This window comes from Dyella kyungheensis, from assembly GCF_049913195.1.
GTDB lineage: Bacteria > Pseudomonadota > Gammaproteobacteria > Xanthomonadales > Rhodanobacteraceae > Dyella > Dyella kyungheensis.
The window spans coordinates 192,730-219,144 of sequence record NZ_CP183983.1; the positions used below are offsets into that span (position 1 = coordinate 192,730).

Below are 26,415 nucleotides of genomic sequence, written 5' to 3' on the forward strand. Positions count from 1 at the left end.
GTCTCCTTCTACAGTGCGGCGACCGCAGCCCGTGGCGTCACGGGTTGTTGTCGTTCGATGCGGTTGACGATGGCGAGCGCGGCATGGGCGGTCGCTTCGATGATGTCGGTGCTTACGCCGGAGCCGCGCCAGTCGCGTTCGGCATGACGCGCGGTGAGCTGGGCCTGGCCTTGTGCATCGCCGCCCTCGCTCACAGCGCGCACCTGGAACTGGGTGACGTCGAGCGCCGTGCCGGTGGCGCGTTCGATGGCGCGTAGCACGGCGTCGACCGGGCCATCGCCGATGGCCGCTTCGCCCACTTCGTGGCCGCTGTCGTGGGTGAGCTTCACCGACGCCGAGGCGCTGCCGCCCAGGTGCGAATTGGTGTTGAGCTGCACGATGCGCCAGGGGCCGGTCGCCTCAGGGTCCATGCCCAGCGCGATGGCTTCCAGGTCCTGGTCGTGCACTTCGCGCTTCTTGTCGGCCAACGCCTTGAAGCGCGCGAAGATGTTGTCCATCGCCGCTTCGCCCACCTCGTGGCCCAGGCTCTGCAGGCGCTGGCGCAGCGCATGGCGGCCCGAGTGCTTGCCCAGCACCAGCCGCGTCTCGCCCATGCCCACGTCCTGCGGACGCATGATTTCGTAGGTGCCGCGATGCTTGAGCATGCCGTGTTGATGGATGCCCGATTCGTGCGCGAACGCGTTCTCGCCGACCACTGCCTTGTTGCGCGCCACTGCCTGGCCGGTGAGCTGGGTCAGCAGGCGCGAGGTGGGGTAGAGCTTGCGCGCATCGATGCCGGTGTCCACGCCGAAGAACGCGCCGCGTACCCGCAGCGCCATCACCACTTCCTCCATCGAGGCATTGCCGGCGCGCTCGCCGATACCGTTGATGGTGCATTCCACCTGGCGCGCACCGGCGGCGACGCCGGCCAGGCTGTTGGCCACGGCCATGCCGAGGTCGTCGTGGCAGTGGGTGGAGAACACTACCTGGTCCGCACCGCGCACATGCTTGCGCAGGTAGGTGATGCGTTCGGCCATCTCCAGCGGCGTGGTGTAACCCACCGTGTCGGGCACGTTCACCGTAGTGGCACCGGCGGCGATGGCCGCGCTGAACACCTCGACCAGGTATTCCGGCTCGGTGCGCATGGCGTCTTCGGCGGAGAACTCGACCTCGTGGCACAACTTCTTCGCCCGCTCGATGGCGGCGCAGGCGGTGTCGATCACCTGCTGTTTGCTCATGTTGAGCTTGTGCTCGCGATGCAGCGGGCTGGTGGACAGGAACAGGTGGATGCGTCCGTGGCGGGCCACTTCCAGCGCGCGGCCGCAGGCGTCGATGTCGTTGTCGTGGCAGCGCGCCAGGCCGCACACGGTGGGGCCGCGGAGCACGCGGGCGATCTCCGACACGGAGGCGAAATCGTCGGGCGAGGCGCTGGGGAAGCCGGCCTCGATGATGTCCACGCCAAGCGCCTCGAGCGCATGCGCCATGCGGAGTTTGGCCCGGCGATCCATCGAAAAGCCGGGGGCCTGCTCGCCATCGCGCAGGGTCGTGTCGAAAATGCGCACGCGTTCGGTGGCTACATCGCCCACGTCGCTGTTCTCGCTGTGGCCGCTCTCAGGCGGTGTGTTATCGGGGTTCATCGCTTTGCTCCATGGGCACACGCCTTGGGCAACAAAAAACCCCGCATCCGTTACCGGGTGCGGGGTTCTGTTGGTCGTATTCAGGTGGTCTTTCTAGTTACCTGGACACACGCCCTCAGCCCGCACCTCCGTTGGTAATAAGGAGTACGAGTACAAGGGCAAGAAGGAGGTTGGTGCGAAGTCGCAGCAGGCCGGCGACCGTCGGGGGACGGATCGGTTCGGCAATGCGATCGTGGCTGTTGCGCTGCGACATGCAGACGAACCTAACGGCCCGTCCGACGGGTTGTCAACAGTTTCTTTTGAAAATGTTTGAATCGCGTGTCGAGTTAGGCATTCGGACGTCCAGATGGCTGGACGTCCTACGCACGCGTTGCACGTGCGACACAGTCGTCGCTTCGATCAGCGCGATGCGAGTTCGCGCAAGTAGAGCGAAAGTGCTTGCTGCAGCTGGTTTTGCGCGGCCTTGCGCAGTGTCGCGGGTTGCTCGCTGTCGAGTGCGACGGCGGCTTTCATGAATTGCTGAACGACCATCGCCGCAGGACGAAGCTCGCCTGCGGCAATGCCTGGCGCGTGGATGGCGATAATCTGACTCAAATAATCGCGCATGCGCTGGCGAATGGTGCGCCCCAGCAAGGAGGGCAGTGAACCGGCCGTTTCCGCCAGCGTGGCAAAGGCGGGGTGCTGCTTGCGATAGTCCACGAAAGCGCGGATCAGCCGCGCTGCAAGTTCCTCCGTGGTCCAGTCCGGCGTCTGCGCCACCAGGCGCTCCATGGCCTCGTTCAGGCCGCTGGCGTGATGGGTCATCAGCGCTTCGGCGACCGCTTCCTTGGTCGGGAAAAACTGATACAGCGAGCCGATGGAGGCCTCCGCGCGCGAGGCGATCTCGGTCATCGTGGTGGCATCGAAACCTTTTTCGACGAAGCACGCCGAAGCCGCCGAAAGCAGCGCCGCCACGCGTTCGTGGCCGCGGCGGCGGCTGGGCGCGCGGGCGCCCTGGCTTGTATTTTGTGAGGCCATCCTCATAAACTCCAATGTGAGGCTTTCCTCACATAATAGCACTCGCCCCGAACGGCATCCTGACACGGTGGAACGCCGCCAATTGCACGCCGATGCCTACTCATTCCCGGCTCAATCCCCACACATCTGCTGGAGTTTTTCATGGAGAAGCTTGATCCCCGTACTACCGCGCTGGTCCTGATCGACCTGCAGAAAGGCATCGCGCCGTTTGCGGCCGGTCCGCATAGCAGCGCTGAAGTGAATGAGCGCGCGGGTCGTCTGTGCGCACGTTTTCGCGAACTGGGTGCGCCCGTCGTGCTGGTGCGCGTGGGCTTTCATGCCGACGGCGCCGACATGCTGCGTCCGCTGACCGACGAAGCGCCGCGCAATATGACCCTGCCCGACAACTGGTGGGACTACGCCGATGAACTCGCCGTGGCCGACAGCGATCTGCACATCACCAAGCGCCAGTGGGGCGCCTTCTACGGCACCGAACTGGAGCTGCAGCTGCGCCGCCGTGGCATCACGCAGATCGTGCTGGCCGGCATCTCGACCAATATCGGCGTGGAATCCACCGCGCGCCAGGCGTTCGAGCTGGGCTTCCATCAGGTGCTGGTGGAAGACGCGATGAGCTCGGGCGATTCGGCCCATCACCAGTTCGCGGTGGAGCACATCTTCCCGCGCCTGGGTCGCGTGCGTTCCACTGCGCAAGTTCTCGCCGCGCTGGCCTGACCATCGGCGAAGTCTGTACTCTCCGGCGGATCGACTGACGGAGAGTACGGCTATGCTGATGAAACGCGCGGTATGGATGGCAGCCTCGCTGCTGCTGGGACTGGCGGGAACGACGCACGCCGCCGACGCGCATTTCGTCGCCAGCGACGTGACGGTGAATGGCCATCACTATCCCTTCCAGGTCTTCGTGCCGGCCGACTGGACCCCCGATCGCGCCTGGCCGGTGGTGCTGTTCCTGCATGGCAGTGGTGAGCGCGGCAGCGACAACCAGGCCCAGCTCAAGCAGGGCCTGCCGCCGTGGCTGGAAAAACACGGCGCCGACTTCCCCGCCGTGGTGGTGGCGCCGCAGGCGCCCAACGACACCCTGTGGAACGGCGAAGTCGAGCGCGCCGCCATGGCCGCGCTGGAAAAAAGCATCAGCACCTATCACGGCGACCGCTCGCGGCTGTATCTGACCGGCTTGTCGATGGGCGGCTACGGCGTGTGGCAGGTTGCAGTGGATCATCCGCACGTGTTCGCCGCCGCTGCCCCGGTCTGCGGCGGCATCCTCGGATTGGACGACGAGCCCGAGCTGAAGGTGAATGGCGTTCCGGCTGGCGTCGATCCCTATGCCTGGGTCGCCAACCGGGTGAAGCCCACGCCGGTATGGATTTTCCACGGTTCGCTCGACGACCAGGTGCCGCCGGCCGATTCGCGGGCCATGTACAAGGCCTTGACCAAGGCTGGTGGCGAAGTGCGCTTCACCGAGTTTCCCGGTGTGAACCACGGCTCCTGGGTGCCCACCTACGATTCGCCGGCCTTGTGGCCGTGGATGTTTTCGCACCGGACGGGCGGCGCGGGCTGACGGTTCGCTTTCGTCGCGGCCTCTTCACCTCCGAAATTTTAGCGATCGATGTTGCGCCGCCGTACCCCGGGTTATCCGCGGGGCGGCTTTGTCATAGCCTTGCATCGCAAGTTTCTTCGCTGACAACTTATTGCAGTGCAGCGAAAAACGCCTGATATCGTGACTTTACAAGTTTCGATGAAAACGTTTACGTTCCGCCGCGAAGCCGTCGGAGGAACACCCACCGCCGTGTCCCAGGAGCCGATGTGACCACCAAGAAGGCCACCATCAAGGATGTGGCGCGCGAGGCGAAAGTCTCGATCGCCTCGGTCTCGCGCGTGCTCAATGGCCTGGGCGGCGTCACTGCGGATACGCAGGACGCCGTGCGCAAGGCGGCGGCCCGGCTGCACTACGTGCCCGATTCGGCCGCGCGCAGCCTGATCACCGGCCGCACCCACACCATCGGTGCGGTGCTGCCGGACCTGTATGGCGAATTCTTCTCCGAGCTGATCCGCGGCATCGATCTGGCGGCGCGTGCGCGCGGCCTGCATCTGCTGGTGTCCAGCTCGCACGACGGCGTGGAAGACGCCGCCGCCGCGGTGCGCACCATGCGCGGCCGCGTGGACGGCATGATCATTCTTTCCGAGTTCGTCGATGGCGAGTTCCTCGACCGGAACCTGCCGTCGGACCTGCCGGTGGTGCTGCTGGACAGCCCGGTCGACAGCCCGCGTTATCCGTCGATCAACATCGACAACATCGCCGGCGCCCAGGCGATGGTGAAGCACCTGCTGGACGTCGGCCACGACTCGGTGGCTTTCATCACCGGCCCGGCCGGCAACTACGACGCGCAAGAACGCGAGAAGGGCTATCGCGCGGCGATGAGCGCGTCCGCGCCCAACGCACCGCTACAGATCGTCACCGGCGATTTCACCGAGGAATCGGGCTATCGCGCCGGCCGCGAACTGCTTGCGCTGGCGAAGCGGCCGCGCGCCGTGTTCGCGGCCAACGACATGACCGCGGTCGGTTGTCTTTACGCGTTCAAGGAAGCGGGCGTGCGAGTCCCCGAGGACATCGCGATTGCCGGCTTCGACGACATTCTCATCGCACGGTACGTAACGCCTTTGCTCAGTACCGTCAGCGTGAGCATTGCAGATCTGGGCAAGAGCGCACTGCTCCTGCTCACCGAGCTCATGGAAGGCAAGGGGCCTCAGGGCGCCAACACACGCACTTTGCGTTGCGACGTCGTCGTGCGCGAGTCGTGTGGAGCTCATAAGACCAACGTAGCAACGAAACAGCCTCCGGCGCTCGTCTGAGCGGCGGCCTTTTGTGGGTGGGGAGATTCCATATGATTATTCAAAGCCAAAAAAGTAAACGTTTACTAGCTTCCGCCATTGCCCTCGCGATGGCTTCTTCCGTCCCGGCGATCAGCTGGGCGCAGTCCTCTGACGCGACCATTCGCGGTCAGGCTGCGGCCAACGTCGATGTGGTTGCCAAGAACACGGCGACCGGCGCCTCGCGCCGCACGCACACCGACAAGGATGGCAGCTATGCGCTGGTCGGCCTGCCTCCGGGCACCTACCAGGTCGATGCCGGTCCGGGCACGGAGCGCACGGTCACGGTGACGGTGGCTTCCACCTTCACCCTGAACCTGACGGCGCCGGCCGCTGCTGCCGCTACCGCGTCGCCTGCTGAGGCGAACGCGCAGAATCTCGGTGGCGTGACGGTGTCGGCCACCACGCTGCAGGAAGTGAAGACCTCCGAAGTGGGCCAGCTGGTGTCGCTGCGCCAGATCGAAACCACCCCGGCAGCCTCGCGCAACTTCCTCGAGTTCGCCGACAGCGTGCCGGGCATGGTGTTCACGCGCGACGCCAACGGCAACACCAGCCTGCGTTCGGGCGCCCAGGCCAGCTCGAACATCAACGTCTACATCGACGGCGTGGGCCAGAAGAACTACGTGCTGCCCGGTGGCGTCACCGGCCAGAACAACAGCCAGGGCAACCCGTTCCCGCAGCTGGCGGTGGCCGAGTACAAGGTCATCACGTCCAACTACAAGGCAGAGTACGACCAGCTTTCCAGCGCCGCGATCACCGCCGAAACCAAGTCGGGCACCAACGAGTTCCACGGCGACGTGTTCGGCAGCTTCACCAACACCGCCATGCGCGCGCAAACGCCGGCCGAACAGGCCGACGGCAAGAAGGTCGATTCCAAAGAGAAGGATTACGGCTTCGATTTCGGCGGCCCGTTGCTGAAGGACAAGGCGCACTTCTTCATTGCCTACGAAGGCAAGGAATTCGATAGCCCGATCACGGTGACGCCGGCCGGCAATTCCGCGCTGTGGCCGCTGCTGCCGCAGAGCGCGAAGGACGGCATCGGCCCGGCCAATCTGCCGTTCAAGGAAAACAACTGGTTCGGCAAGGTGGACTGGGAGCCGACCGATCGCGATCGCATCGAAGTGAGCGGCAAGTATCGCGACGAAACCGCGATCAGCGGCATCGGTGGCGCCAGCACGGCCAACTCCGCACTCGATACGCGCAACACCGACAAGCGCTTCGACCTGCGTTGGGATCACAGCACCGACAGCTGGTTCAACCGCCTGCAGGCCACCTACGAAGACGCGATGTACAACCCCACGCCCATCACCACGGGCTATGGCGCGGCGTATGTCGACTCGAACAACCAGAACGGCACCCTGCTCACCGACGGCTCCTCGCCGTTGTCGTACCAGAACAAGGGCCAGAAGGGTCCGGCGATCTCGGACGACTTCACCCTGAACGACGTGCAGTGGCACGGCGATCACGTGATCAAGATGGGCGTGAAGTTCAAGTCGGTGAAGCTCACCGCACAGGACGCAGGCGATACCAACGCGCTCTACTCCTATGCCGTAAGCCCGGAAGGTACGGAAAGCATTCCGTACCAGGTGCAGTTCGGCCTTCCCACGCCGGGTACGAGCCCCGTGGCGACCAGCCGCGACAAGCAGTTCGGCACCTATATCCAGGACGACTGGCAGGTCGACGACCACTGGACGTTCAACCTGGGCGTGCGCTGGGATTACGAGGAAACGCCTTCGTATCTCAACTACGTGACACCGGCCGATGTGGTCTCCGCGTTCAACTCGCAGGATCCGAATGCGCCGGCAGGGCAGACTTACGCGCAGTCGCTGGCCAAGGGCGGCGTGAACATCAACGATTACATTTCCACTGGCAACAACCGCAGCGCCAAGAAGAATGAAATCCAGCCGCGCCTGGGTTTCTCCAACGACTTGTTCGGCGACGAAAAGCACGTGATCTTTGGCGGCTGGGGCCGTTCGTACGACCGCAACCTGTACGAATCGCTGCAGGTCGAGCAAACCAAGTCGACGCTGTCGCAGCCCACGCTGATGTTCAACACGCCGCTGGAGCCGTGCACGCCCAGCGCCACCTGTCTGACCTGGAATCCGGCCTACCTCAGTATTCCCGCCCTGCAGGCACTCGTTGCCGGCACCAAGGCCGGGCAAGAGGTGGACATGGTCAACAACAACCTGAAGTCGCCGTATTCCGATCAGATGAGCATCGGTATGCGCAATCAGATCGGCGACTGGAACACCAGCATCACCTTCGTCAACATCAAGAGCCACGACGGTGTGGTGTACACGCTGGGCAATCGCCGTCCGGACGGCAGCTTCTGGGCCGACGGCAGCCAGCCCTGGAGCTTTGGCATCCCCGGCTTCGGCAGCCTGATCATCGGCAACAGCGGCCTGCAGACCAAGACCAACCAGCTGCTGCTCTCCGCCGAAAAGCCGTACACGGTGGACTCGCACTGGAGCGCGTCGTTCGCGTACACGTACACCAACGCAGTGCAGAACAACGACAACAACGATCCGACCGACCAGTACGCGTTTGACTACGAGAAGATCGGCAACTATCCGTACTCGGCGGCGCCGGGCGTTTCCAAGCATCGTTTCGTCGCCACCGGTTCGATGGACGGTCCCTGGGGCTTCGTGTTCGGCAGCAAGCTGACGCTTGCCACGCCGGTTCCCGATCTGGGCGTGGCCTGTCCGTATGTCACTCCCCCGCCGGGCGTGGACAGCGGCTTCGTCAACGGCGGTGGCTGCCTGAACTTCGCCGTCCGTCCGCCGGGTGAGGGCCGCTTCCTGGTGGGTGGCAAGGTCTTCGGTTATCGCGATATCGATTTCCAGGCCACCAAGAACTTCAAGATCTACGGCGGCCTCAACGCCTACGTGCGCATCGATCTGCTCAATGCATTCAACTGGAACAACTACGTTGACTTCATCGAGACCTTCGGCACCAACGGCGTTCCGACCGGCAAGCGTCAGGTGATCTACAACCCCACCGGCGACATCACCGGTTACCCGCGTACGTTGAAGGTCACTGCAGGTATCAATTTCTAAGTGGCACCCCCCTAGGCCGTCAGGACGATGGCATTTCATGAGGCCCGCATGTTGCGGGCCTCTCTTTGAGAGCATCATCGGTGCCTGCGTGGAGGCATCCCTCGGGCTTTTAGGACATCCAACATGAGCAAGCGATTTCTCCGCGCCGCACTGTTCGGCGCGCTCTCCCTCGCCATCGGCGCGGTATCGGCAGCACCGGCAAGCGGCGACGCGCCCAGCCTGAAGTACAGCGCGCTGCCACAGGATCAGCGCGCCGCCATGGACGAGCTGGAAAAGCGCACCTTCCAGTGGTTCTGGGACAGTGCCGATCCGAAGACGGGATTGATTCCCGACCATTGGCCGGGCGAGTCGTTCGCCAGCATCGCTTCGGTCGGTTTCGGCCTGACCGCGTATGGCGTGGGCGTGGAGCGCGGCTATGTGACGCGCGAGCAGGCGGTGGACCGCACGCTGGCCACGCTGCGCTTCTTCAACGACGCCACCGAAGACGACAGCGAGGACGGCGCCACCGGCTACCACGGCTTCTTCTATCACTTCCTCGACATGAAGACCGGCAAGCGCTACGGGCGCGGGGTCGAGCTGTCGAGCGTGGATACCACCTGGCTGCTCAGCGGCGTGCTGTTCGCGCAAACGTATTTCGATCGCCATTCGGCCAAGGAAAAGCAGATCCGCGAACTGGCGGACGCCATCTATCGGCGCGTCGAATGGACCTGGATGCAGCCCAAGGCGCCGCTGATCAGCATGGGCTGGACGCCGGGCGGCAAATTCATCCCGGCCAACTGGAAGGGCTACGACGAAGGCATGATGGTGTACGTGCTGGCGATGGGCTCGCCCACGCATCCGGTCAGCGACGACGCGTGGCAGGCCTGGACCAAGAGCTATCCCAAGCAGTGGGGCGAATTCCAGGGCCGCACCTTCCTCAACTTCGCGCCGCTGTTCGGTCACCAGTACAGCCAGAGCTGGGTCGACTTCCGCGGCATCCAGGACGCCTGGAGCCGCGATCACAACACCGACTATTTCGAGAACAGCCGCCAGGCCACCTACGCGCAGCGCTCCTATGCGATCGCCAATCCCAACCATTGGGACGACTACAGCGAGAACGTGTGGGGCCTCACCGCCTGCAACGGCCCGGGCGATGCGGTGGTGAAGCGTGACGACGGCACGACGCGCGCGTTCTACGGTTACACCGCGCGCGGTGCGGGTCTCGATTACGTCTCCGATGACGGTACCATCGCACCGACCGCCGCCGGCGGCTCCATCGCGTTCGCACCCGAGATCGTGGTGCCTGCGCTGCTGGAAATGAAGAAGCGCTACGGTGATGCCGTGTATGGCCAGTACGGTTTCGTGGATGCCTTCAACCCGAGCTACGACACTGGCGCCAAGCCGAGCGAAGGTCGCATCGTGCCGGGCATGGGCTGGGCCGACGACAAGCAGATCGGCATCGACCAGGGACCCATCGTGCTGATGATCGAGAACTGGCGCAGCGGCTTCGTGTGGAACGTGATGCGCAAGAATCCGTATGTCCGCAAGGGCCTGGAACGCGCGGGCTTCACCGGCGGCTGGCTGGACCAGTCGAAGCGATGAGCGATGCCTGAGCCGTCCCGCCGCGTCAACGCCACGATGAGCCGGGCGGCCAGCCGCCTGCTGACCATCGTTGCGTTGATGCTGGCGGGCTGCTCGTCCTCGCAGGATGCGCACACGCTGACCTTCTGGACTATCGGCCGCGAAGGCGAGGCGGTGGTGAAGCTGTTGCCCGAGTTCGAGCGCGAGCATCCGGGCATCCAGGTGAAAGTGCAGCAGATGCCGTTGACGGCGGCGCACCAGAAACTGCTCACCGCGTTTGCCGGCAATTCCACGCCGGACGTGACCCAGCTGGGTAACACCTGGTTGCCGGAGTTCGTCGCCCTGCGCGCGCTGGAACCGCTGCAACAGCGGGTGGCCGCATCGACGGTGGTGAAGCCGGCGGACTACTTCGACCACATCTGGTCGACCAATCTGATCGACGGCGCGCTGTATGGCGTGCCGTGGTATGTCGATACGCGCCTGCTGTTCTATCGCCGCGATCTGCTGAAGGCCGCAGGCTTCGATGCGCCGCCGCGCGACTGGGCGCAGTGGCGTGCCATGCTGGACGCGCTTAGCCATCCCGATCGCGGCAGCTACGGCATCCTGCTGCCCACCAACGAATACGAGCAGCTGATGTCGCTGGCGCTGCAGCAGCCTGAATCGATGCTGCGCGACGGCGGACGCTACGGCAATTTCCGCAGCGCAGGCTTCAAGCGCGCGTTGGCGTTCTACGTCGATACGTTCCGGCTGCACCAGGCGCCGGCCATAACCGCGGTGGAAGCTGGCAACCCGTGGGAAGAATTTGGCCGCGGCGTGTATGCGTTCTATTTCTCGGGGCCCTGGAACATCGGCGAGTTTCGCCAACGCCTGCCAGCGGATCGCGAGAACGAGTGGGCCACCGCCGCGCTGCCCGGACCGGATGGCGGAGCCAGCGGTGCCGCAGGCGGATCCAGCCTCGTCATCTTCCGTCGCTCGACGCACAAGGACGAGGCGTGGGCCCTCATTGAGTACCTCTCTCGCCCCGACGTCCAGCAGCGCTTCTACGATCTGCTTGGCGACATGCCGGCACGCCGCAGCGCATGGGACGGCGGCAGCCTGCGTACCGATCCCAAGGTGCAGGCGTTCCGCGAACAGCTCGAACACGTCAAGGCGACGCCGCCGGTGCCCGAATGGGAGCAGATCGCCAACGAGATGCAGCTGGTCGCCGCGCAAGCCGTCGCCGGTGAGCTGACCATCGATGAAGCCGCTGCGGAAATCGACCGCCGGGCCGATCGCATCCTGGAAAAGCGGCGCTGGATACTCGACCACCCGCACGCGACAACGGGGTCGCCATGAACAGACAGCGTGCAGCCTGGTGGTTTCTCGCGCCGGCACTCGTGGTGCTGGGCATCTTCTTCCTGCTGCCGGTGGTGGCAGCGCTCGGACTCAGCCTCACCGACTACGACCTCTACGCGCTGGCCGATATCCGGCATCTGCGCTTCGTGGCGTTGAACAACTACTGGGATCTGCTGCACCAACACAAGTTCTGGTCCGCACTGGGGCACACGTTCTACTTCGTGCTGGTCGGCGTGCCGCTATCGATCATGGTGTCGCTGGGCGCCGCGCTGCTGCTGAACTCGCCGCTGGTGCGCTTCAAGACGGTGTTCCGCACGGCGTTGTTCGCACCGGTGGTCACGACCGTGGTGGCGGTGGCGGTGGTGTGGCGTTACATCTTCAACACCAAATACGGCCTGTTGAACTATGTGTTGGGCGAAGTGGGCATCCATCCGATCGACTGGCTGGGCGACCCGCATTGGGCGATGCCGTCGATCATCGTGTTCGCGGTGTGGAAGAACTTCGGCTACAACATGATCATCTTCCTGGCCGGCTTGCAGGCGATTCCGAAGGATCTCTACGAGGCCGCGCGCATCGATGGCGCCTCCGCGCTGCAGCAGTTTCGCCACATCACCTTGCCGATGCTCGGGCCCACCTTGCTGATGGTCGGCATTCTCACGGTATCGGGCTATTTCCAGCTGTTCGCCGAACCCTATGTGATGACCGAGGGCGGCCCGCTGCAGAGCACCACCAGCGTGCTCTACCTGATGTACGACGAAGGCTTCAAATGGTGGAACTTCGGCGCCGCAAGCGCCGTGGCATTCCTGCTGTTCGTGATCATGTTCGTCGTCACCGCCGTGATGCTGCGGCTCGGCCGGCGCGGAGGCGTGGCATGAGTCCGCGCATGGCCAGGGCCATCATCTACGGACTGTTGATCGGCGGCACCTTCGTCGCGGTGTTTCCGCTGCTGTGGATGTTCTCCGTATCGTTCATGCAGCCGGGCGAGGCCAGCAGCCTGCCGCCGCCGTTGTGGCCCGCGCATGCGAGCTGGCACAACTACGAAGTGCTGTTCCTGCGCTCAGGCGTGGGGCGTTATCTGTTCAACAGCTTTGCGATCTCCACCGCGATCACGCTGCTGTCGCTGGCTTTCAACCTGATGGCCGGCTATGCCTTCGCCAAGTTGCGCTTCGCTGGCCGCGAGCGCCTGTTCCAGACGCTGCTCGGCATGCTGGTGATTCCGGCGCAGGTTGCGATGCTGCCGTTGTTCCTGATGCTCAAGTATCTGGGCCTGGTGAACAGCTACGCCGCGGTGATCGTGCCCGCGATGGCCACGGCCTTCGGCATCTTCCTGGTGCGCCAGTACGCGCGCGGCATTCCCGACGAGCTGCTGGAAGCGGCGCGCATCGACGGTGCCAGCGAATGGCGGATCTTCGGGCGCATCGTGCTGCCCTTGCTCAAGCCCATCATGGTGACGTTGGCGATATTCACCTTCCTCACCGCATGGAACGATTTCATGTGGCCGCTGATCGCACTGACCGGACAGGAGCATTACACCTTGCCGCTGGGGCTTGCCTCACTGGCGCGCGAGCACGCGCAGGACAGCGAACTGATGATGGCCGGCTCGGTGGTCACGGTGATTCCCGTGCTGGTGTTGTTCCTGGCGATGCAGCGTTACTACATCGAAGGGCTCTTGCTGGGCAGCGTGAAGGGATGACTGTCCGCTCAGGCGATACGCGCGCCCGAGATGGGGTCGAAGACATGCAGACGATCAAGCGCCAGTTCGAAATGCATCACGCTGCCGGCCTCGGGCAACGCGCCCGGCGGCACGCGCGACACCAGCGATTGTTCGCCGCGACGCAGGTTGAGGAAAATTTCGTTGCCCACCGGCTCGGTCACTTCCAGCAGCGCGTGCAGCGAGGCGTTCGTGTCGCTGGTGGGACGCAGGTCTTCCGGCCGGACGCCGATCACCACCTCGCGGTCGATCCAGGCCAGCAACTCGGGCGTCTGCGCGTCCAGCGGACCCAGCGGCACTTCGCCCTGCGTCGTATCGAGTTGCCAGCCATGGCCATGACGCAACCTGCCGCACAGCAGATTCATCGCGGGCGAGCCGAGAAAGCCAGCCACGAACAGGTTCGCCGGTTTGTCGTAAAGCCGCATCGGCGTGTCGATCTGCTGGATCTGCCCACCGTTGAGCACCACGATGCGCTGGCCCAGCGTCATCGCTTCCACCTGGTCGTGCGTCACGTAGATCATGGTGGCGCCGAGCTGGCGGTGCAGCCGCGCGATCTCCACGCGCATCGACAGGCGCAGCTTGGCATCGAGGTTGGAAAGCGGTTCGTCCAGCAGGAACACCTTCGGCTCGCGCACCAGCGCGCGACCCAGCGCCACGCGCTGCCGCTGGCCGCCGGACAGCGCCGCGGGCAGCGAGCCGAGGCGCTGTTCCAGCTCCAGTTGCTTGGCCGCCTCCAGCACGCGCCGGTCGATCTCGGCCTTCGATTTGCCGCGCAGGCGCAGGCCGAAGGCGAGGTTCTCCGCCACCGTCATGTGCGGGTACAGCGCGTAGTTCTGGAACACCATGGCGATGTCGCGATCCTTCGGCGAAACATCGTTGACCACGCGGCCGTCGATGCTCAGCGTGCCGGAGGAAATCGACTCCAGGCCCGCGATCATGCGCAGCAGCGTGGTCTTGCCGCAGCCCGACGGGCCGACCAGCACAAGCAGTTCGCCATCGGCGATATCGAAGCTGGCTTCGGCCACACCGATATGGCCGTTCGAGTACACCTTGCTGACGCGATCCAGATTCACCGTTGCCATCGACGCCTGACGCTCCTTCTTTCCGGCGGCTGCATGGCTCACCGTATACGAATGGGGATGCAACCGGTGCACATCTTGGTCGCGCTCGGCTATTCTCAGCATGTAATCGTTTACATCAAGCCGCACTGCGGCATAGGGGATCTTTCCAAATGACCCAGAGTTATCGCTTCCCCCCCGGCTTCCATTGGGGCGCCGCGACCTCGGCCTATCAAATCGAAGGCTCGCCCCTGGCCGACGGTGCGGGTCCGAGCATCTGGGAACGTTTCGCGCATACGCCGGGCATGATGGCCAACGGCGACACCGGCGATATCGCCTGCGATCACTACCACCGTTACAAGGACGACGTGCAGCTGATGCGCGCGCTCGGCCTGCAGGGTTATCGCTTCAGCATCGCGTGGTCGCGTGTGCTGCCCGAGGGCGCTGGCCGCATCAACCAGAAGGGTGTGGACTTCTATTCGCGGCTGGTCGACGAGTTGCTGGAAAACGGCATCGAGCCGAACGCGACGTTGTTCCACTGGGACCTGCCTGCGGCGCTCGACGATCGCGGCGGATGGCTCAATCGCGACATCGCCCACTGGTTCGCCGAATACGCCAACGTGATGTACAAGGCGCTGGACGGCCGCGTGAAGCGCTGGTCCACGCTCAACGAGCCGTGGGTGGTCACCGATGGTGGCTACCTGCATGGCGCGCTGGCGCCGGGTCATCGCAGCAAGTACGAAGCGCCGATCGCCGCGCACAACCTGATGCGCGCCAGCGGCGCGGGCATCCAGGCGTATCGCGCGGTGGGCAAGCACGAGATTGGCGTGGTGTTCAATATCGAGCCGAAGTATCCCGCGTCCAACAGCCAGGAAGACATCGCCGCCACGCGTCGCGCGCATGCGTACATGAATGAGCAGTTCGCCGATCCGGCGCTGCTGGGCAGCTATCCGCCGGAGCTGAAGGAAATCTTCGGGCCGGCGTGGCCGGATTTTCCCGAGGACGATTTCAAGCTGACCCAGCAGAAGGTCGATTTCGTCGGCCTCAATTACTACACGCGCGCCGTGGTGAAGCACGACCCCAACGCGTATCCGCTGAAGGCGGTGCCGGTGAAGCAGCCTAACACCACGTACACGGAAACGGGCTGGGAAGTGTACGAGCAGGGCTTCACGGACATGTTCACTTGGTTCAAGCAGCGCTACGGCGATATTCCGCTGTACGTCACCGAGAACGGTTCGGCGTTCTATGACGCGCCGGTGGCCGAGGGTGATGTCGTGCAAGATCCGTTGCGCACGAGCTATCTGCGCAAGCATCTGAAGGCCATGCATCACGCCATCGAGCAGGGCGTGAATCTCAAGGGTTATTACGCGTGGTCGCTGATGGACAACCTCGAATGGTCGCTGGGTTTTGCCAAGCGGTTCGGCTTGTATCACGTGGATTTTGCGACGCAGAAGCGTACGCCGAAGGCGACGGCGAAGTTCTATGCGCAGGTGATCGAGACGAATGGCGCCGTGCTCGACGACTGATCGATGACCCCTGTGGGAGCGCACCCTGTGCGCGACTGCCACGCTGGGAGGTATCGCTCCGTCGGCTTGTCGCGCACAGGGTGCGCTCCCACAGAAAGCAGGATGATTCAGCCAGCCAGGGCTTGACTGCATTCCACCGGCTGCGCCAGCCACGCCTTCAACGCATCGTCGCTTGCCACCATCGGCTCCGCATACGCCGGGCGCTGCAGCATCGCCGCCAAGGCGGGCGGCACTTCGATACGCCGACCGATCAACGGCTCGACCACGCTGTCGAACTTGGCCGGATGAGCCGTCGCCACCACGGCCCAGGGCAGGCCGGTGACGCCCATGCTGTCGAGCAGGTGTACCGCGGTGGCGGTATGCGGGCAGAACACCTCGCCGTGGTCGCGCGCGTGCTGCACGATGGTTTCGGCAATGGTGGCGTCGTCGACGCTGTTCGCGTGCAGTTGCAGGCGCAGTTCGTGGTCGTGCGGGTAGGTCCAGCGCAGTCGCTCGAAGTTGCTGGGGGCGCCCACGTCCATCGCGTTGGCCAGGGTGGCGACGGCGGGGCGGGGTGAATAGGGCGAGCCGTCGAAGTAGTCGCTGAGGGTGGCGTTGGCGTTGCAGGCGAGATGGATCTCGCCGATCGGCAGGCCCATGTCGCGTGCCCACACGCAGGCCAGTGCATTGCCGAGATTGCCGGTGGGCACGATGAAGTTGAGCGGCGCACGATGGCGATACCACCAGGCCAGCGATGCGTGTGCGTAGTAGCTCATCTGCGGCAGCAGGCGGCCGAGACTGATGCTGTTGGCGGAAGAAAGCGGTACGCGTCGCTGCAGTTCCGTGTCGTTGAGCGCGGCTTTCACCATCCGCTGGCAGTCATCGAAGCTGCCGTCCACGCGCAAGGCCTGCACGTTGTCGCCGAAACATCCCAGCTGATGCGCCTGGCGCGGCGATACGCGCCCATCCGGATAGAGGATCACCACGCGCACGCCGCGCTGCCCATGGAACGCGGAAGCGACGGCCGCTCCGGTATCGCCGGATGTCGCCACCAAGATGGTCAGCGGTGTCTTCGTCTCGGCACGCAGCCGGCGAAAACAGGCGGCAAGAAAACGAGCGCCGACATCCTTGAACGCCGCGCTTGGCCCATGGAACAACTCGAGCACCGAGGCGTCGTTGCGATACGCCAGTGGCCTTAGCGGCACATCGAAATGGAACGCTTCGCGACAAATCGCCGGAAGCTCGTGTGCCAATGACGAGCTGCGGAAGAACGGCGCCAGCAGGGTGGCTGCGGTATCGGCCAGCGTGCCTCCGCAGTCGAAATCGACGACGTCAAGCGGCGGCAGCGCCTCGGGCACGTAAAGTCCGCCATCGGGCGCCAGGCCGGCTGCGATCACTTCCTCGATGCGCGCGGCATGTTGCGCGCCGCGTGTGCTCCGGTAATGCAACGGCTCGCTCATGCCGCGTCTTCCTCGTCGACCAGCGCCGCCGCCGGTCCATTGATGGGTGACACCAGCGCGTCGCTGGCCAGGCCTTCTTCGGCGAACGCTGCCGACATGGCCGCTGCCGCCCGTTCGGCATCCTCGCGTCGCTCGTACCAGCCGAATACGCTGGGACCGGCGCCGGAAATACTTGCGCCGAGCGCGTGGTGATCCAGGGCAGCCTGTTTCACGCGCGCGAATCCTGGGACCAGCGGCGCGCGTCTTGGTTCCACCAGCACGTCCTTCAGCCCTTCGCGCACCAGCTCCGCGTCGCTGCGATGAAGGCCGGTGAGCACCAGCGCGAGATTGGCGTGTTGCGCCACCACGTCATGCAACGAAAAACCACCGGCAAGCACCTCGCGCGCCTTGCGCGTTTCCAGCACGGTATGCGGATGCACCAGCGCGCAATGCCATTGCTCCGGCACCGGCAGGCGCAGCAGGCGATCGCGTGTAGCCAGCACCAGGCCGCCGAGCAGCATCGGTCCCAGATTGTCGCCGTGGCGACTGCCACTGGCCACGGCCTCGCCGTCGAGGGCGAAGCCGTAGAGTGCTTCGCGCGGCAGTGGACGCTCGAGCAAGGCGTTTGCCGCCACCAGCGCAGCCACGCACGAGGCCGCCGAGCCGCCCATGCCCGAACCCAGCGCGATGCCTTTGTGCAGCACCACTTCGAAACCATGGCGCAAACCCAGTGCGCGGCGCAGCGACAACAGGGCCGCACCCGCAGTGTTGCCGCTCGCTTCCAGTGGCAGATCGGTCACGCGCCCATGGATGGCAGCGATGCGCACGGTGGGTTCGTCGATGCGACGCACGACGGCGCGGTCGCCGGCACCGGCCACGCAGTGACCGAGGATGTCGAAGCCGACCGCGACGTTGCCGACGCTGGCATAGGCCATGGCTTGTGCGCTCAACGCGCGCTGGGGAGTGGGCATGGAATCGATCAATTGCGCATTCATCACCGCACCTCCAGCGCTTCGGCAATGCGCAGGAGATCGGCGAAAACGCCCGCCGCCGTCACTTCCGGCCCGGCGCCGGGACCCTGCACCAGCATCGGGTTGTCGCGATAACGGTGCGTGGTGAACTGTACGACGTTGTCGGTGAGACGCGTATGGGCAAACGGATGCGATGCCGGTAGTTGCGCCAGCCGCACGCTGGCATGGCCCTTGGCATCGAGGCTGGCGACATGGCGCAGCACGCAGCCTTGTGCTTGTGCATCGGCGAGGTGGCGCGCCATCGGTGCGTCGAGCAGTTGAAGCTGCTCCATCGCCTGATCGGCAGGCAGCCTGGCCAGTTCGTCCGGCACCAGGCTTTGCACGTCCACCTCGTCGAGCGATAGCGACCAGCCTGCTTCACGGGCAAGGATCACCAGCTTGCGCGCCACGTCGAGGCCGGAAAGATCGTCGCGCGGATCGGGTTCGGTGTAGCCCAGGGCATGGGCTTCGTGCACCCACTCGGAGAACGGGCGGCTGCCATCGTGGCGATTGCACAGCCAGGCCAGCGTGCCGGAGAACATCCCTTCCACCGCCAGCAAGGCATCGCCGGTGTCGAGCAGGTCGCGCAGCGTCTGCACTACCGGCAGGCCGGCGCACACCGTGGCTTCATAGCGAAAGCGCGCGCCGCTGCCGCAGGCGGCGTGGATGGCCTGCAGGCGCGGCAGCGGGCCGCTGCTGGCGAGCTTGTTCGGCGTCACCACATGCATGCCGGCGGCGAGCCACTCGGGATAGCGCGAGGCCACGGCCTCGCTGGCGCTGCAGTCGATCACCAGCGCGTGACGACGGTCATCGCCACGCAGGTGCGCGGCGAACTCGTCCAGATTGCTCGGTCGCCAGGTCTGCGCGCTGTCGTGGCGGCCGTTGAGCTCGGGATCGTCGGCATCGAGCCACATGCGGCGGCTGGCGGCCACGGCGCACAGGCGCAGCTCCAGTCCCGACCGCGCAAGCCGTGGCTGGGCGGTTCGCAGCTGGTCCAGCAAGGCGCTACCGACGCGGCCGGGGCCGACCAGGCCCACGGCGAGGACGCGCTGGCGCGCGGTGGTCGTCGGCAGCGCCATGGCATGTGGCGGTAACGACGGTTGTTCGAGCGAGGGTGATGCGACAGCGTTCACGATGGCCTCTCCATGTGGATGGCCCGTGCTCGCGGAGGAGAGTCGGAGTGTGCGCCGGCCCGCCTCATCGAGGGCGGGGCCGTTTGCGTCAGAAACTTATTCGCGCACGCAGCTCCACCCCGACCTGGTGGTAATAGTGGTCGTGGTGGTGGTCATGCTGGCGAGGGTCATGGCGCCGGCGGACAGCGACGCGTACCCGCGGGGCGGGTGCTGGAACATGCGTGCTGGCGCAATAAGCGGCGACATGGCTTGAACATAGGCCCGATGCTGCAGTGCAGTCAACAGGTTCGTTTGAAACTTTCCACGGCTAGAAGTTGTAGGAGTCCACCCTGTGGGCGACCGGGTCGCCGCTTCGTCAGGCTGTCGCGCACAGGGTGCGCTCCTACAGGAAGGCTCAGTCTCTATGGCCCCAGCGCCAGCCCGGCGGCTCGCCCTTGAGCCAGCAGACCAGAACCAGGATGGCGGTGAGCGCGCCTGCATAAAGAAGGAAGCCGCCCTGGTGATGCTGCGGCAACAGCCAGCGCACGCCCACAGCGAGCAGCGCGGCATAGGCGACGAGAACCAGCAGCCCCTGCCAGGTGCTGGGGAAACCCCAGCCCCAACCGTACCGTTTGGCGGGGAACCAGTAAGTCTTGTCGCCTTGCATGGTTTTGCCTCCGGGCAGGCCGTGGTGAACGCGCGGCGCAGTCTACGCCGCCGCGCGTTCGTCGCCAGTGCCTGATTCAGTGCGACAGATCGATGGCATAGACCGCCGTGCCGTCACCGTTGTCCTTCAGCTGGCGGATGTTCCTCAGGCCCGCCTCGCGCGCCACGTCCTGCTTGTTCGAGGCGGCCTTGAACACCACGTCGCCGCGCGTCTTCACTGGCACGAAATGCCAGGAGGCGGCGGGCAGGTCCCTGGCGGTCAGGGTCTTCTTCTGCTGCAGCCACTTGGCCAGGATTTCGCGGGCGCCGTCCGGGGCGGCCAGCACGATGTTGTTGCCGTCCAGGCCGGGGAAGTTGCCGCCGCCGCTGGCGCGGTAGTTGTTGGTGGCCACCACGAACGGCTGGTCTGGCGTCACCGGCTTGCCCTTGTAGCTGAGCTTGACGATGCGCTCGCCGGCCGGCTTGGTCACGTCGATCTGGTAGCTCAGGTCGCCCTGGATCTGGTCGAAGTTGTAACCGGGCAGGCGGTCGCTGATCAGCTGCTGCTCCCCGTCCATGCCCGGGTCGATGCGGTTGAAGCGCTCGGCGGCCTTTTCCAGCCATGCCTTGAGGCCGGCGCCGTCCACTTTCACCGCCGAAAGCGTGTTGGGATAGAAGTACAAATCGGCCGCGCTGCGCAGCGTCAGCGAACCCATTGCGATGTCGGTGTAGTCATCCGGACCGCCGAAGCCGGTGCGGAAGGCGGCAGCGGCCGAGAGCACCGGCAGCTTGGCCAGTTCCGGATGCGACTTGGGCAGCTCGCTTTGCACGTAGTCGCGCATGGCCGCATTGATCGGCGCCAGCGCGGTCATGTTGCCCTCGTCGGCGAAATAGCTGCTCAGATGCACGCGCGTTTCGCCGATCGGCGTATTGACGTACTGCACGGCCGCTTCGTGCGCCTGCTTGACCAGCGGCGCGATGGCCGGGTCGGCCGGCACGCAGTCGTTCTTCCTGGCGCAGATCGGGCGCACTTCGCTGTGCGTCTGGTTGTCGTCGATCACCCAGCGGCCGTCCTTGCGCTGCAGGGCCAGGTCGATCACGCCCAGGTCCTTGCCGAAGAAGCCGCCCATCACCGCTGGCTTGCCACGCACGAAGCCGCGCTCGGCGTCCACGTCCTTCATGCCCTTGTAGTGCGGGCCGGGGAACTCGGTGTGCGAATGACCGAGCAGCAGCACGTCGATGCCCGGGACGCCGGCCAGGTGCCAGCCGCCGTTCTCCATGTCGGGCGTATAGGGCGCGGTATTGAGGCCGCCGTGCAGCACGGCGACCACGATGTCCGGATGCTGCGCTTCCAGTTCCGGCAGATATTTCTGCGCCGCTTCGACCACGCCGGTGACGGTCACCTTGCCGGCCAGGTTCTGCTTGTCCCATTCCAGGATCGGCGGCGGCGTGAAGCCGATGATGCCGACCTTCAGCGGCACCTTGCGCGTGCTGCCATCCGGGCCGGTGACGGTGATGTCCTTCTGCACCACGGTCCACGGCTTGAAGATCGGCGCGCCGTCGCGGGCGCTGTACACGTTGGACAGCACCAACGGGAAGTGCGGGCCGGCGCAGCGGTCCGTATGGCCGCCCTCCACGTTCATCGGCGTGCCGGTGACCTGGGAGAGGAAGCCCAGGCCGTAGTTGAACTCGTGGTTGCCGGCGGTGCCGCCGTCGTAGCCCATCGCGTCCATGGCGCGGTAGATGCCCAGTTCCTCCTGGCAGTTCACCGGCTTCACCAGTGACTGGTAATCGGCCAGCACGCTGCCCTGGATGGTGTCGCCGCTGTCGAACAGGAAGGAGTTCGGGTACTGGACGCGAGCCCGGCGGATCAAGGTGGCCACGCGCTCATAGCCCACCGTGTCGTCCTCGCGCTGCTTGTAATAGTCGTAGCTGAGCACGTTGGAGTGGACGTCGGTGGTTTCCAGGATCGCCACCTGGGCGCGGCTGCCGTCGGGCAGGGCGGCGGCATGGCTGTTCGTCTGGCTGGCGATCTGGCCGGCGCAGCCCGCCAAAACGGCAGCGGCGAGGGCGGCGAGGGGAAGAAGGCGGTGGGTCATCGGCCTGTCCATGGGGCGGCAAAAGGGGCAAGTCGGCAAACCTAGCAGATCGGCATGGCGGCTTGCCGGGGCAACGGCTGCTGAACCGCATAAGGGCGCCGTTTGGCCGTTGCCGGCCATTGTGCATGTGACAGTTGCAAGTCCGTAGAATTGCGCTCGAATGACACCGGGCCAAACAGGGGGCCTTTTCCACCATGCCGCAACCACTCACACGCTTTCTGCGAAGAACCGGACCTTGGCTGGTCGCGGCGGCCTTTTTCGTGTTTTGCATCAGCATGACCGCGCTGCGCGAGCCGGCGCTGCTGCAGCAGGCGTTCGTGATCGCGCTGATGGTGTGCGCGTTCGGCGTGCTGCTGTCGGCCTTCGCGCGTCCGGCCACGGCGCTGGTGGTGAGCGGCGGCTTGTTCCTCGGGCTGAACTTCCTCTCGGTGATGAAGCTGCGCTATCTCGATTCGCCGCTGATGCCGGCGGACTTCGTCTACTACGCGCGCAGCAGCCTGCTCGAAACGCTGGGCCACTATCCGCACCTGTGGATGCTTTCGGTGGTGGTGGGCGTGGTGGCGCCGCTGGTGTTGTGGGCAGTATGGCATTTCGACCGTCGCTTGCTGGCGCATCTCAGCCGCGGCCGTGCGTGGACCGTGCGCCTGAGCGGCATGGCGGTGTGGGCGTTCGCGTTCTGGGTGTGCCTGCTGCCGAACGGCCCGTTCGCCGAGGTGCATGCGAAGAACGTGTGGGAGAAGCTCTCCGACGACGCGCAGATCACCAACTTCTTCGTCAACTTCAGCGATTCGGACGTCCGCATGCCGGACATGGGCGACGAAGCCCAGGCCGAGCAGGAGTGGGGTGCCACCGCATCCGGCGAGCCCGCGGCGATGCCGCGTTCGCCCGAGTCGTATCCGGACATCGTGCAGGTGCTGGAAGAAAGCACCTTCGATCCGTCCAACTTCACCAAGTGCAACATCCCCGAATGCCGCGTGTCGATGTTCAAGACGGATGTGCGCACGCGCTCGACCGGTCCCATGCGCGTGCACACCTTCGGCGGCGGCACCTGGGTGAGTGAGTTCGCCACGCTCACCGGCATGCCGCAGGACATCTTCGGCCCGGGCGGCATGTACGCGCCGTATGTGCTGGCGCCGCATGTGCAGGACAGTCTGCCGCGCCAGCTGCAACGTCTGGGCTATCTGACCATTGCGATCTACCCGACCAACGGCGCCTTCCTCAACGGCCGCAACGCGTACCGCGCCTACGGTTTCGACCAGTTCTACGACGCCACGCAGCTGGGCCTGGAAGAGTGGGAAGAGACCGACCAGCAGATGTTCGACGCCGCCAAGCGCGTCTACGACAAGGTGAAGAAGCCGGGCCAGCCGGTGTTCGTGATGATCCTGACGCTGGCGCAGCACGGCCCGCACGATACCGATCCGTTGTCGTCGCTGCCGGCGCCGTTCAACAAGGGTGTGCTCAAGGGCCTGCCGACGGCCGAATCGCTCAACTTCAACACGTACCTGTCGAACCTGCACAACTCCGATGTGGCGATGCGCAGCCTGGAACACGATTTCCTCGATCGCGCGCAACCCACGGTGCTGGTGCACTTCGGCGATCACCAGCCATCCTTCAGCGGATTGATCCGCTCGATGCCGCGCACCTGGCCGGATGAGCTGTCCTCAGTCAAGGACTATCTCACCTACTACATGATCAAGAGCAACTTCCAGGGCGCGCCGTTGCCGCGCTACCCGATGCTCGACATCGCGCTGCTGCCGAGCATGGTGTTGCAGGCGGCCGACCTGCCGACGGATCCGTATTTCTCGGCAGCCATTTCGCTGCGCACGCGTTGCAACGGTCTCTACACCGATTGCACGCAGCCGGGCCTGGTGAAGTCGTATCACGCGTGGATCTTCAACCGCCTGCACGTGTACGAGTAAGCGCCGGTATTCCAACTTTGGGAGCGCACCCTGTGCGCGACGGCCGAACGGAGTGGTACGGCCTGACGATGCGGTAGCCCATAAGGTGGGCTCCTGCATTCAAGCTTGCCAAGACCGAACGCTGCTCGTGTGGGAGCGCACTTGTGCGCGACAGAGGCGCCGGAACGTCGCCGCTCCGTCAGGTTGTCGCGCACAAGTGCGCTCCCACAAAGGAGCGTTACCGCAAGGCGCTGTGACTTCAGACGTCGTGCCGCACGCCTGAAATCCAGGTTTCCGTCACCGAGAGTTTGTCATCGAGCACGGCGAAGTCCGCATGCTGACCCGCCACCAGGCGGCCATGCGTGCGGTCGAGTCCCAGCCACGCCGCCGGATACGCACTCGCCATGCGCGAGGCCTCGGCCAGCGGCAGGCCGACCATGTTCACCAGGTTGCGCACGCCGGTCGCCATGTCCAGCGCGGAGCCGGCGAGCACGCCGTCGTCGCTCTGGCAGATGCCGTCGCGGGCAATGATGGTCTGGCCGTTGAGCACATATTCCGGACTGTCCGCGCCCACCGGCGGCATCGCGTCGGTGACCAGCACGCTCTTGCCCTTGGCTTTGGCGGCAATGGCCACGCGCAGCGCGACCGGATGCACGTGATGGCCATCCACGATCAAGCCGCACCAGCTGTGCGGATCGTCCAGCGCCGCGCCGACCACGCCGGGCTCGCGGCTGCCGAGCGGCGTCATCGCGTTGTAGAGATGGGTGAAGCCGGTGACGCCCGCGTCGAGCGCGGCACGCGTGGTGTCGTAGGTTGCCGCGGTATGACCGGCGACCACGATCACGCCTGCTTCGCTGAGCTGGCGAATGGTATCGAGCGGCACTTCTTCCACGGCGAGCGTGAGCATCACCACGCCACGGCGATCGCGCGTGATCGCGGCGATGTCGTCGGCATCCGGCAGGCGGAACAGCTTGGCGTCGTGGATGCCCTTGCGCGCGGTGGCCAGGAACGGGCCTTCCAGGTGGATGCCGAGCACGCCCGGCACGCCTTGCTCGATGGCGGCATCGACCGCATTGAGCGCCTTGCGCATCACTTCGGCGGTATCCGTGATCAGCGTCGGCAGGAAGCCGGTGGTGCCGTACTTGCGATGCGCGGCGCCGATGGCGGCGAGTGCTTCGACCGTGGGCTCGGCATTGAACAGCACGCCGCCGCCGCCGTTGACCTGCACGTCGATGAAGCCAGGCAACAGCAGCTGACCCTTGAGATCGTGCTTGGTTGCGCCGCTGACGCGTGCATCGTCCGCGCGGGTGATCGCCTCGATGCGCTCGCCGCGCACCAGCACCGCCAAGCCTTCCTGCGGGCCGTGGTCGGCGAGTACGCGACCGTTGATGAGTGCGGTGAGTGGCGTGCCCATTACATCGTCTCCGTGACCTTGCGCAGATGCGGCGGTACGTCAGGATCGAAACCGCGTGCCAGCGACAGCGCGCTGGCGGCGCGATAGAAACTCTGCACGGCCAGCAATGGCGTCACGATGGGCGCGATGTTGTCCGGCAGCGGCAGCTTGTCCGGATCATGGTTGCCTGGCGCAGCGATGAACACCCGCGCGCCGCGCGAACGAAACTCGTTGGCTACCGCGATGGTGTTGTCCTGGGTGCCATCGCCCTGTGCGAAGAACAGCACCGGGAAGCCTTCGCCCACGATGGCCATCGGGCCGTGCTTCACTTCGGCGGCACTGAAAGCCTCGGCATGCAAGCCGCAGGTTTCCTTGAGCTTGAGCGCTGCTTCAAGCGCCGCGCCGAAACCGAAGCCACGACCGACCACGAACAGGCTGCTCGCGTTGGTGAGGCCCTTCACCATCGGACTCCAGTCGCAGTCCCAGCCACGCCGCAGATCGTCCGGCAGGCGATCGACGACTTCGTGCAGCGTCGCGTCGTCGCTCCAATGCGCGGTGAGCTGCAGCACGGCAGCCAGTGTGGCGAGGTAACTCTTGGTGGCGGCCACGCTCAGCTCCGGGCCGGCACGCAGCGGCACGAACGTGTCGGCCATCTGCGCCAGCGGGGAATCTTCCACGTTGACCAGGGCGACGACGTGGGCGCCGGCATCCTTCGCGGCCTGCGCGCTGCGCAGCAGGTCGGGGCTCTTGCCCGACTGCGAGATGGCGACGAACAAGGCGCCATCCATATGCAGGTCGGCATCGTAGATGGACGAGATGGACGGCGAGGCCGATGCGGTGATCAAACCCAGGCGGGTTTCGAACACATACTTGGCATAGGCGGCGGCGTGATCGGAGCTGCCGCGCGCGCAGGTGACGATGAAGCGGGGCGGCTTGGCCCGCAGCTGCTCGCCGAGCGTCTTCAGGATCGGCGCGTTCTCGCGCAGTTGACGCTCGACCACGGCGGCCGCCTCGTGGGCCTCGCGGTACATCAAAGTGGAGCTGGCTTCTTTCATCGTCCTATCTCGGTGACATGCACGAGGCGCATGCCGCGAGG

20 protein-coding genes are annotated in these 26,415 nt (G+C 65.1%); 10 read left to right on the plus strand and 10 right to left on the minus strand.

The window, feature by feature from the left end; all coding sequences use genetic code 11:
* Positions 1-8: 8 nt before the first annotated feature.
* Positions 9-1,616, minus strand: coding sequence for a 2-isopropylmalate synthase (locus ACN9MB_RS00805; RefSeq protein WP_426270431.1), 1,608 nt, complete (start codon positions 1,614-1,616; stop codon positions 9-11).
* Positions 1,617-2,015: 399 nt separating this feature from the next.
* A complete protein-coding gene (locus ACN9MB_RS00810; RefSeq protein ID WP_426270432.1) occupies positions 2,016-2,570 on the minus strand; it encodes a TetR/AcrR family transcriptional regulator in 555 nt (184 codons plus the stop codon).
* Between the two features lie 204 nt (positions 2,571-2,774).
* Between ACN9MB_RS00810 and ACN9MB_RS00815 the strand changes: the two genes are divergently transcribed.
* From ACN9MB_RS00815 to ACN9MB_RS00850, 8 genes are all read left to right on the plus strand, one after another.
* Positions 2,775-3,344 (plus strand): hydrolase, encoded by a 570-nt coding sequence (locus ACN9MB_RS00815; RefSeq protein ID WP_426270433.1) that lies wholly within the window; start codon positions 2,775-2,777, stop codon positions 3,342-3,344.
* A 52-nt stretch (positions 3,345-3,396) separates the two neighbouring features.
* Entirely contained in the window at positions 3,397-4,188 is a 792-nt protein-coding gene (locus tag ACN9MB_RS00820; protein WP_426270434.1) for a prolyl oligopeptidase family serine peptidase, read from the plus strand.
* A gap of 245 nt (positions 4,189-4,433) precedes the next feature.
* Positions 4,434-5,480: a LacI family DNA-binding transcriptional regulator gene (locus ACN9MB_RS00825; RefSeq protein WP_426270435.1), complete on the plus strand. Its 1,047-nt coding sequence runs from the start codon at positions 4,434-4,436 to the stop codon at positions 5,478-5,480.
* Between the two features lie 32 nt (positions 5,481-5,512).
* Complete coding sequence (locus tag ACN9MB_RS00830) at positions 5,513-8,554, plus strand: TonB-dependent receptor (RefSeq protein WP_426270436.1); 3,042 nt, start codon at positions 5,513-5,515, stop codon at positions 8,552-8,554.
* Positions 8,555-8,677: 123 nt separating this feature from the next.
* Complete coding sequence (locus tag ACN9MB_RS00835) at positions 8,678-10,135, plus strand: glucoamylase family protein (protein ID WP_426270437.1); 1,458 nt, start codon at positions 8,678-8,680, stop codon at positions 10,133-10,135.
* Positions 10,136-10,213: 78 nt separating this feature from the next.
* Positions 10,214-11,449 carry a sugar ABC transporter substrate-binding protein gene (locus tag ACN9MB_RS00840; protein WP_426271866.1) on the plus strand — a complete coding sequence of 412 codons (1,236 nt, stop codon included), beginning with the start codon at positions 10,214-10,216 and terminating at the stop codon, positions 11,447-11,449.
* Entirely contained in the window at positions 11,446-12,324 is an 879-nt protein-coding gene (locus ACN9MB_RS00845) for a carbohydrate ABC transporter permease (RefSeq protein WP_426270438.1), read from the plus strand. Before ACN9MB_RS00840 ends, ACN9MB_RS00845 begins: the two co-directional genes overlap by 4 nt.
* Positions 12,321-13,142 (plus strand): carbohydrate ABC transporter permease, encoded by an 822-nt coding sequence (locus tag ACN9MB_RS00850; RefSeq protein WP_426270439.1) that lies wholly within the window; start codon positions 12,321-12,323, stop codon positions 13,140-13,142. Before ACN9MB_RS00845 ends, ACN9MB_RS00850 begins: the two co-directional genes overlap by 4 nt.
* 8 nt (positions 13,143-13,150) lie before the next feature.
* Here ACN9MB_RS00850 and ACN9MB_RS00855 read toward each other — a convergent pair whose 3' ends face one another.
* A complete protein-coding gene (locus tag ACN9MB_RS00855) occupies positions 13,151-14,242 on the minus strand; it encodes an ABC transporter ATP-binding protein (protein ID WP_426270440.1) in 1,092 nt (363 codons plus the stop codon).
* Positions 14,243-14,391: 149 nt separating this feature from the next.
* On the opposite strand from ACN9MB_RS00855, the gene ACN9MB_RS00860 reads away from it, so the two are divergent.
* A complete protein-coding gene (locus ACN9MB_RS00860) occupies positions 14,392-15,744 on the plus strand; it encodes a GH1 family beta-glucosidase (protein ID WP_426270441.1) in 1,353 nt (450 codons plus the stop codon).
* Between the two features lie 107 nt (positions 15,745-15,851).
* Here ACN9MB_RS00860 and thrC read toward each other — a convergent pair whose 3' ends face one another.
* The 5 genes from thrC to ACN9MB_RS00885 form a co-directional block, all read right to left on the minus strand.
* Positions 15,852-17,183 (minus strand): threonine synthase, encoded by a 1,332-nt coding sequence (gene thrC / locus ACN9MB_RS00865; protein WP_426270442.1) that lies wholly within the window; start codon positions 17,181-17,183, stop codon positions 15,852-15,854.
* Positions 17,180-18,157 carry a homoserine kinase gene (locus ACN9MB_RS00870; RefSeq protein ID WP_204637926.1) on the minus strand — a complete coding sequence of 326 codons (978 nt, stop codon included), beginning with the start codon at positions 18,155-18,157 and terminating at the stop codon, positions 17,180-17,182. The genes thrC and ACN9MB_RS00870 overlap by 4 nt, the downstream gene beginning before the upstream one ends.
* Positions 18,157-19,251, minus strand: coding sequence for a homoserine dehydrogenase (locus ACN9MB_RS00875; protein ID WP_426271867.1), 1,095 nt, complete (start codon positions 19,249-19,251; stop codon positions 18,157-18,159). The genes ACN9MB_RS00870 and ACN9MB_RS00875 overlap by 1 nt, the downstream gene beginning before the upstream one ends.
* 448 nt (positions 19,252-19,699) lie before the next feature.
* Positions 19,700-19,951 carry a hypothetical protein gene (locus ACN9MB_RS00880; RefSeq protein WP_426270443.1) on the minus strand — a complete coding sequence of 84 codons (252 nt, stop codon included), beginning with the start codon at positions 19,949-19,951 and terminating at the stop codon, positions 19,700-19,702.
* A 76-nt stretch (positions 19,952-20,027) separates the two neighbouring features.
* A complete protein-coding gene (locus ACN9MB_RS00885) occupies positions 20,028-22,028 on the minus strand; it encodes a bifunctional 2',3'-cyclic-nucleotide 2'-phosphodiesterase/3'-nucleotidase (protein ID WP_426270444.1) in 2,001 nt (666 codons plus the stop codon).
* A gap of 275 nt (positions 22,029-22,303) precedes the next feature.
* On the opposite strand from ACN9MB_RS00885, the gene ACN9MB_RS00890 reads away from it, so the two are divergent.
* Positions 22,304-23,947 carry an LTA synthase family protein gene (locus ACN9MB_RS00890; protein WP_426270445.1) on the plus strand — a complete coding sequence of 548 codons (1,644 nt, stop codon included), beginning with the start codon at positions 22,304-22,306 and terminating at the stop codon, positions 23,945-23,947.
* A gap of 238 nt (positions 23,948-24,185) precedes the next feature.
* On the opposite strand, the gene nagA is transcribed toward ACN9MB_RS00890, so the two are convergent.
* The gene (gene nagA, locus ACN9MB_RS00895) at positions 24,186-25,340 is read right to left on the minus strand and encodes an N-acetylglucosamine-6-phosphate deacetylase (protein ID WP_426270446.1); all 1,155 of its coding nucleotides are present in this window, start codon (positions 25,338-25,340) and stop codon (positions 24,186-24,188) included.
* Entirely contained in the window at positions 25,340-26,374 is a 1,035-nt protein-coding gene (locus tag ACN9MB_RS00900; RefSeq protein ID WP_426270447.1) for an SIS domain-containing protein, read from the minus strand. The genes nagA and ACN9MB_RS00900 overlap by 1 nt, the downstream gene beginning before the upstream one ends.
* Positions 26,375-26,415: the final 41 nt, after the last annotated feature.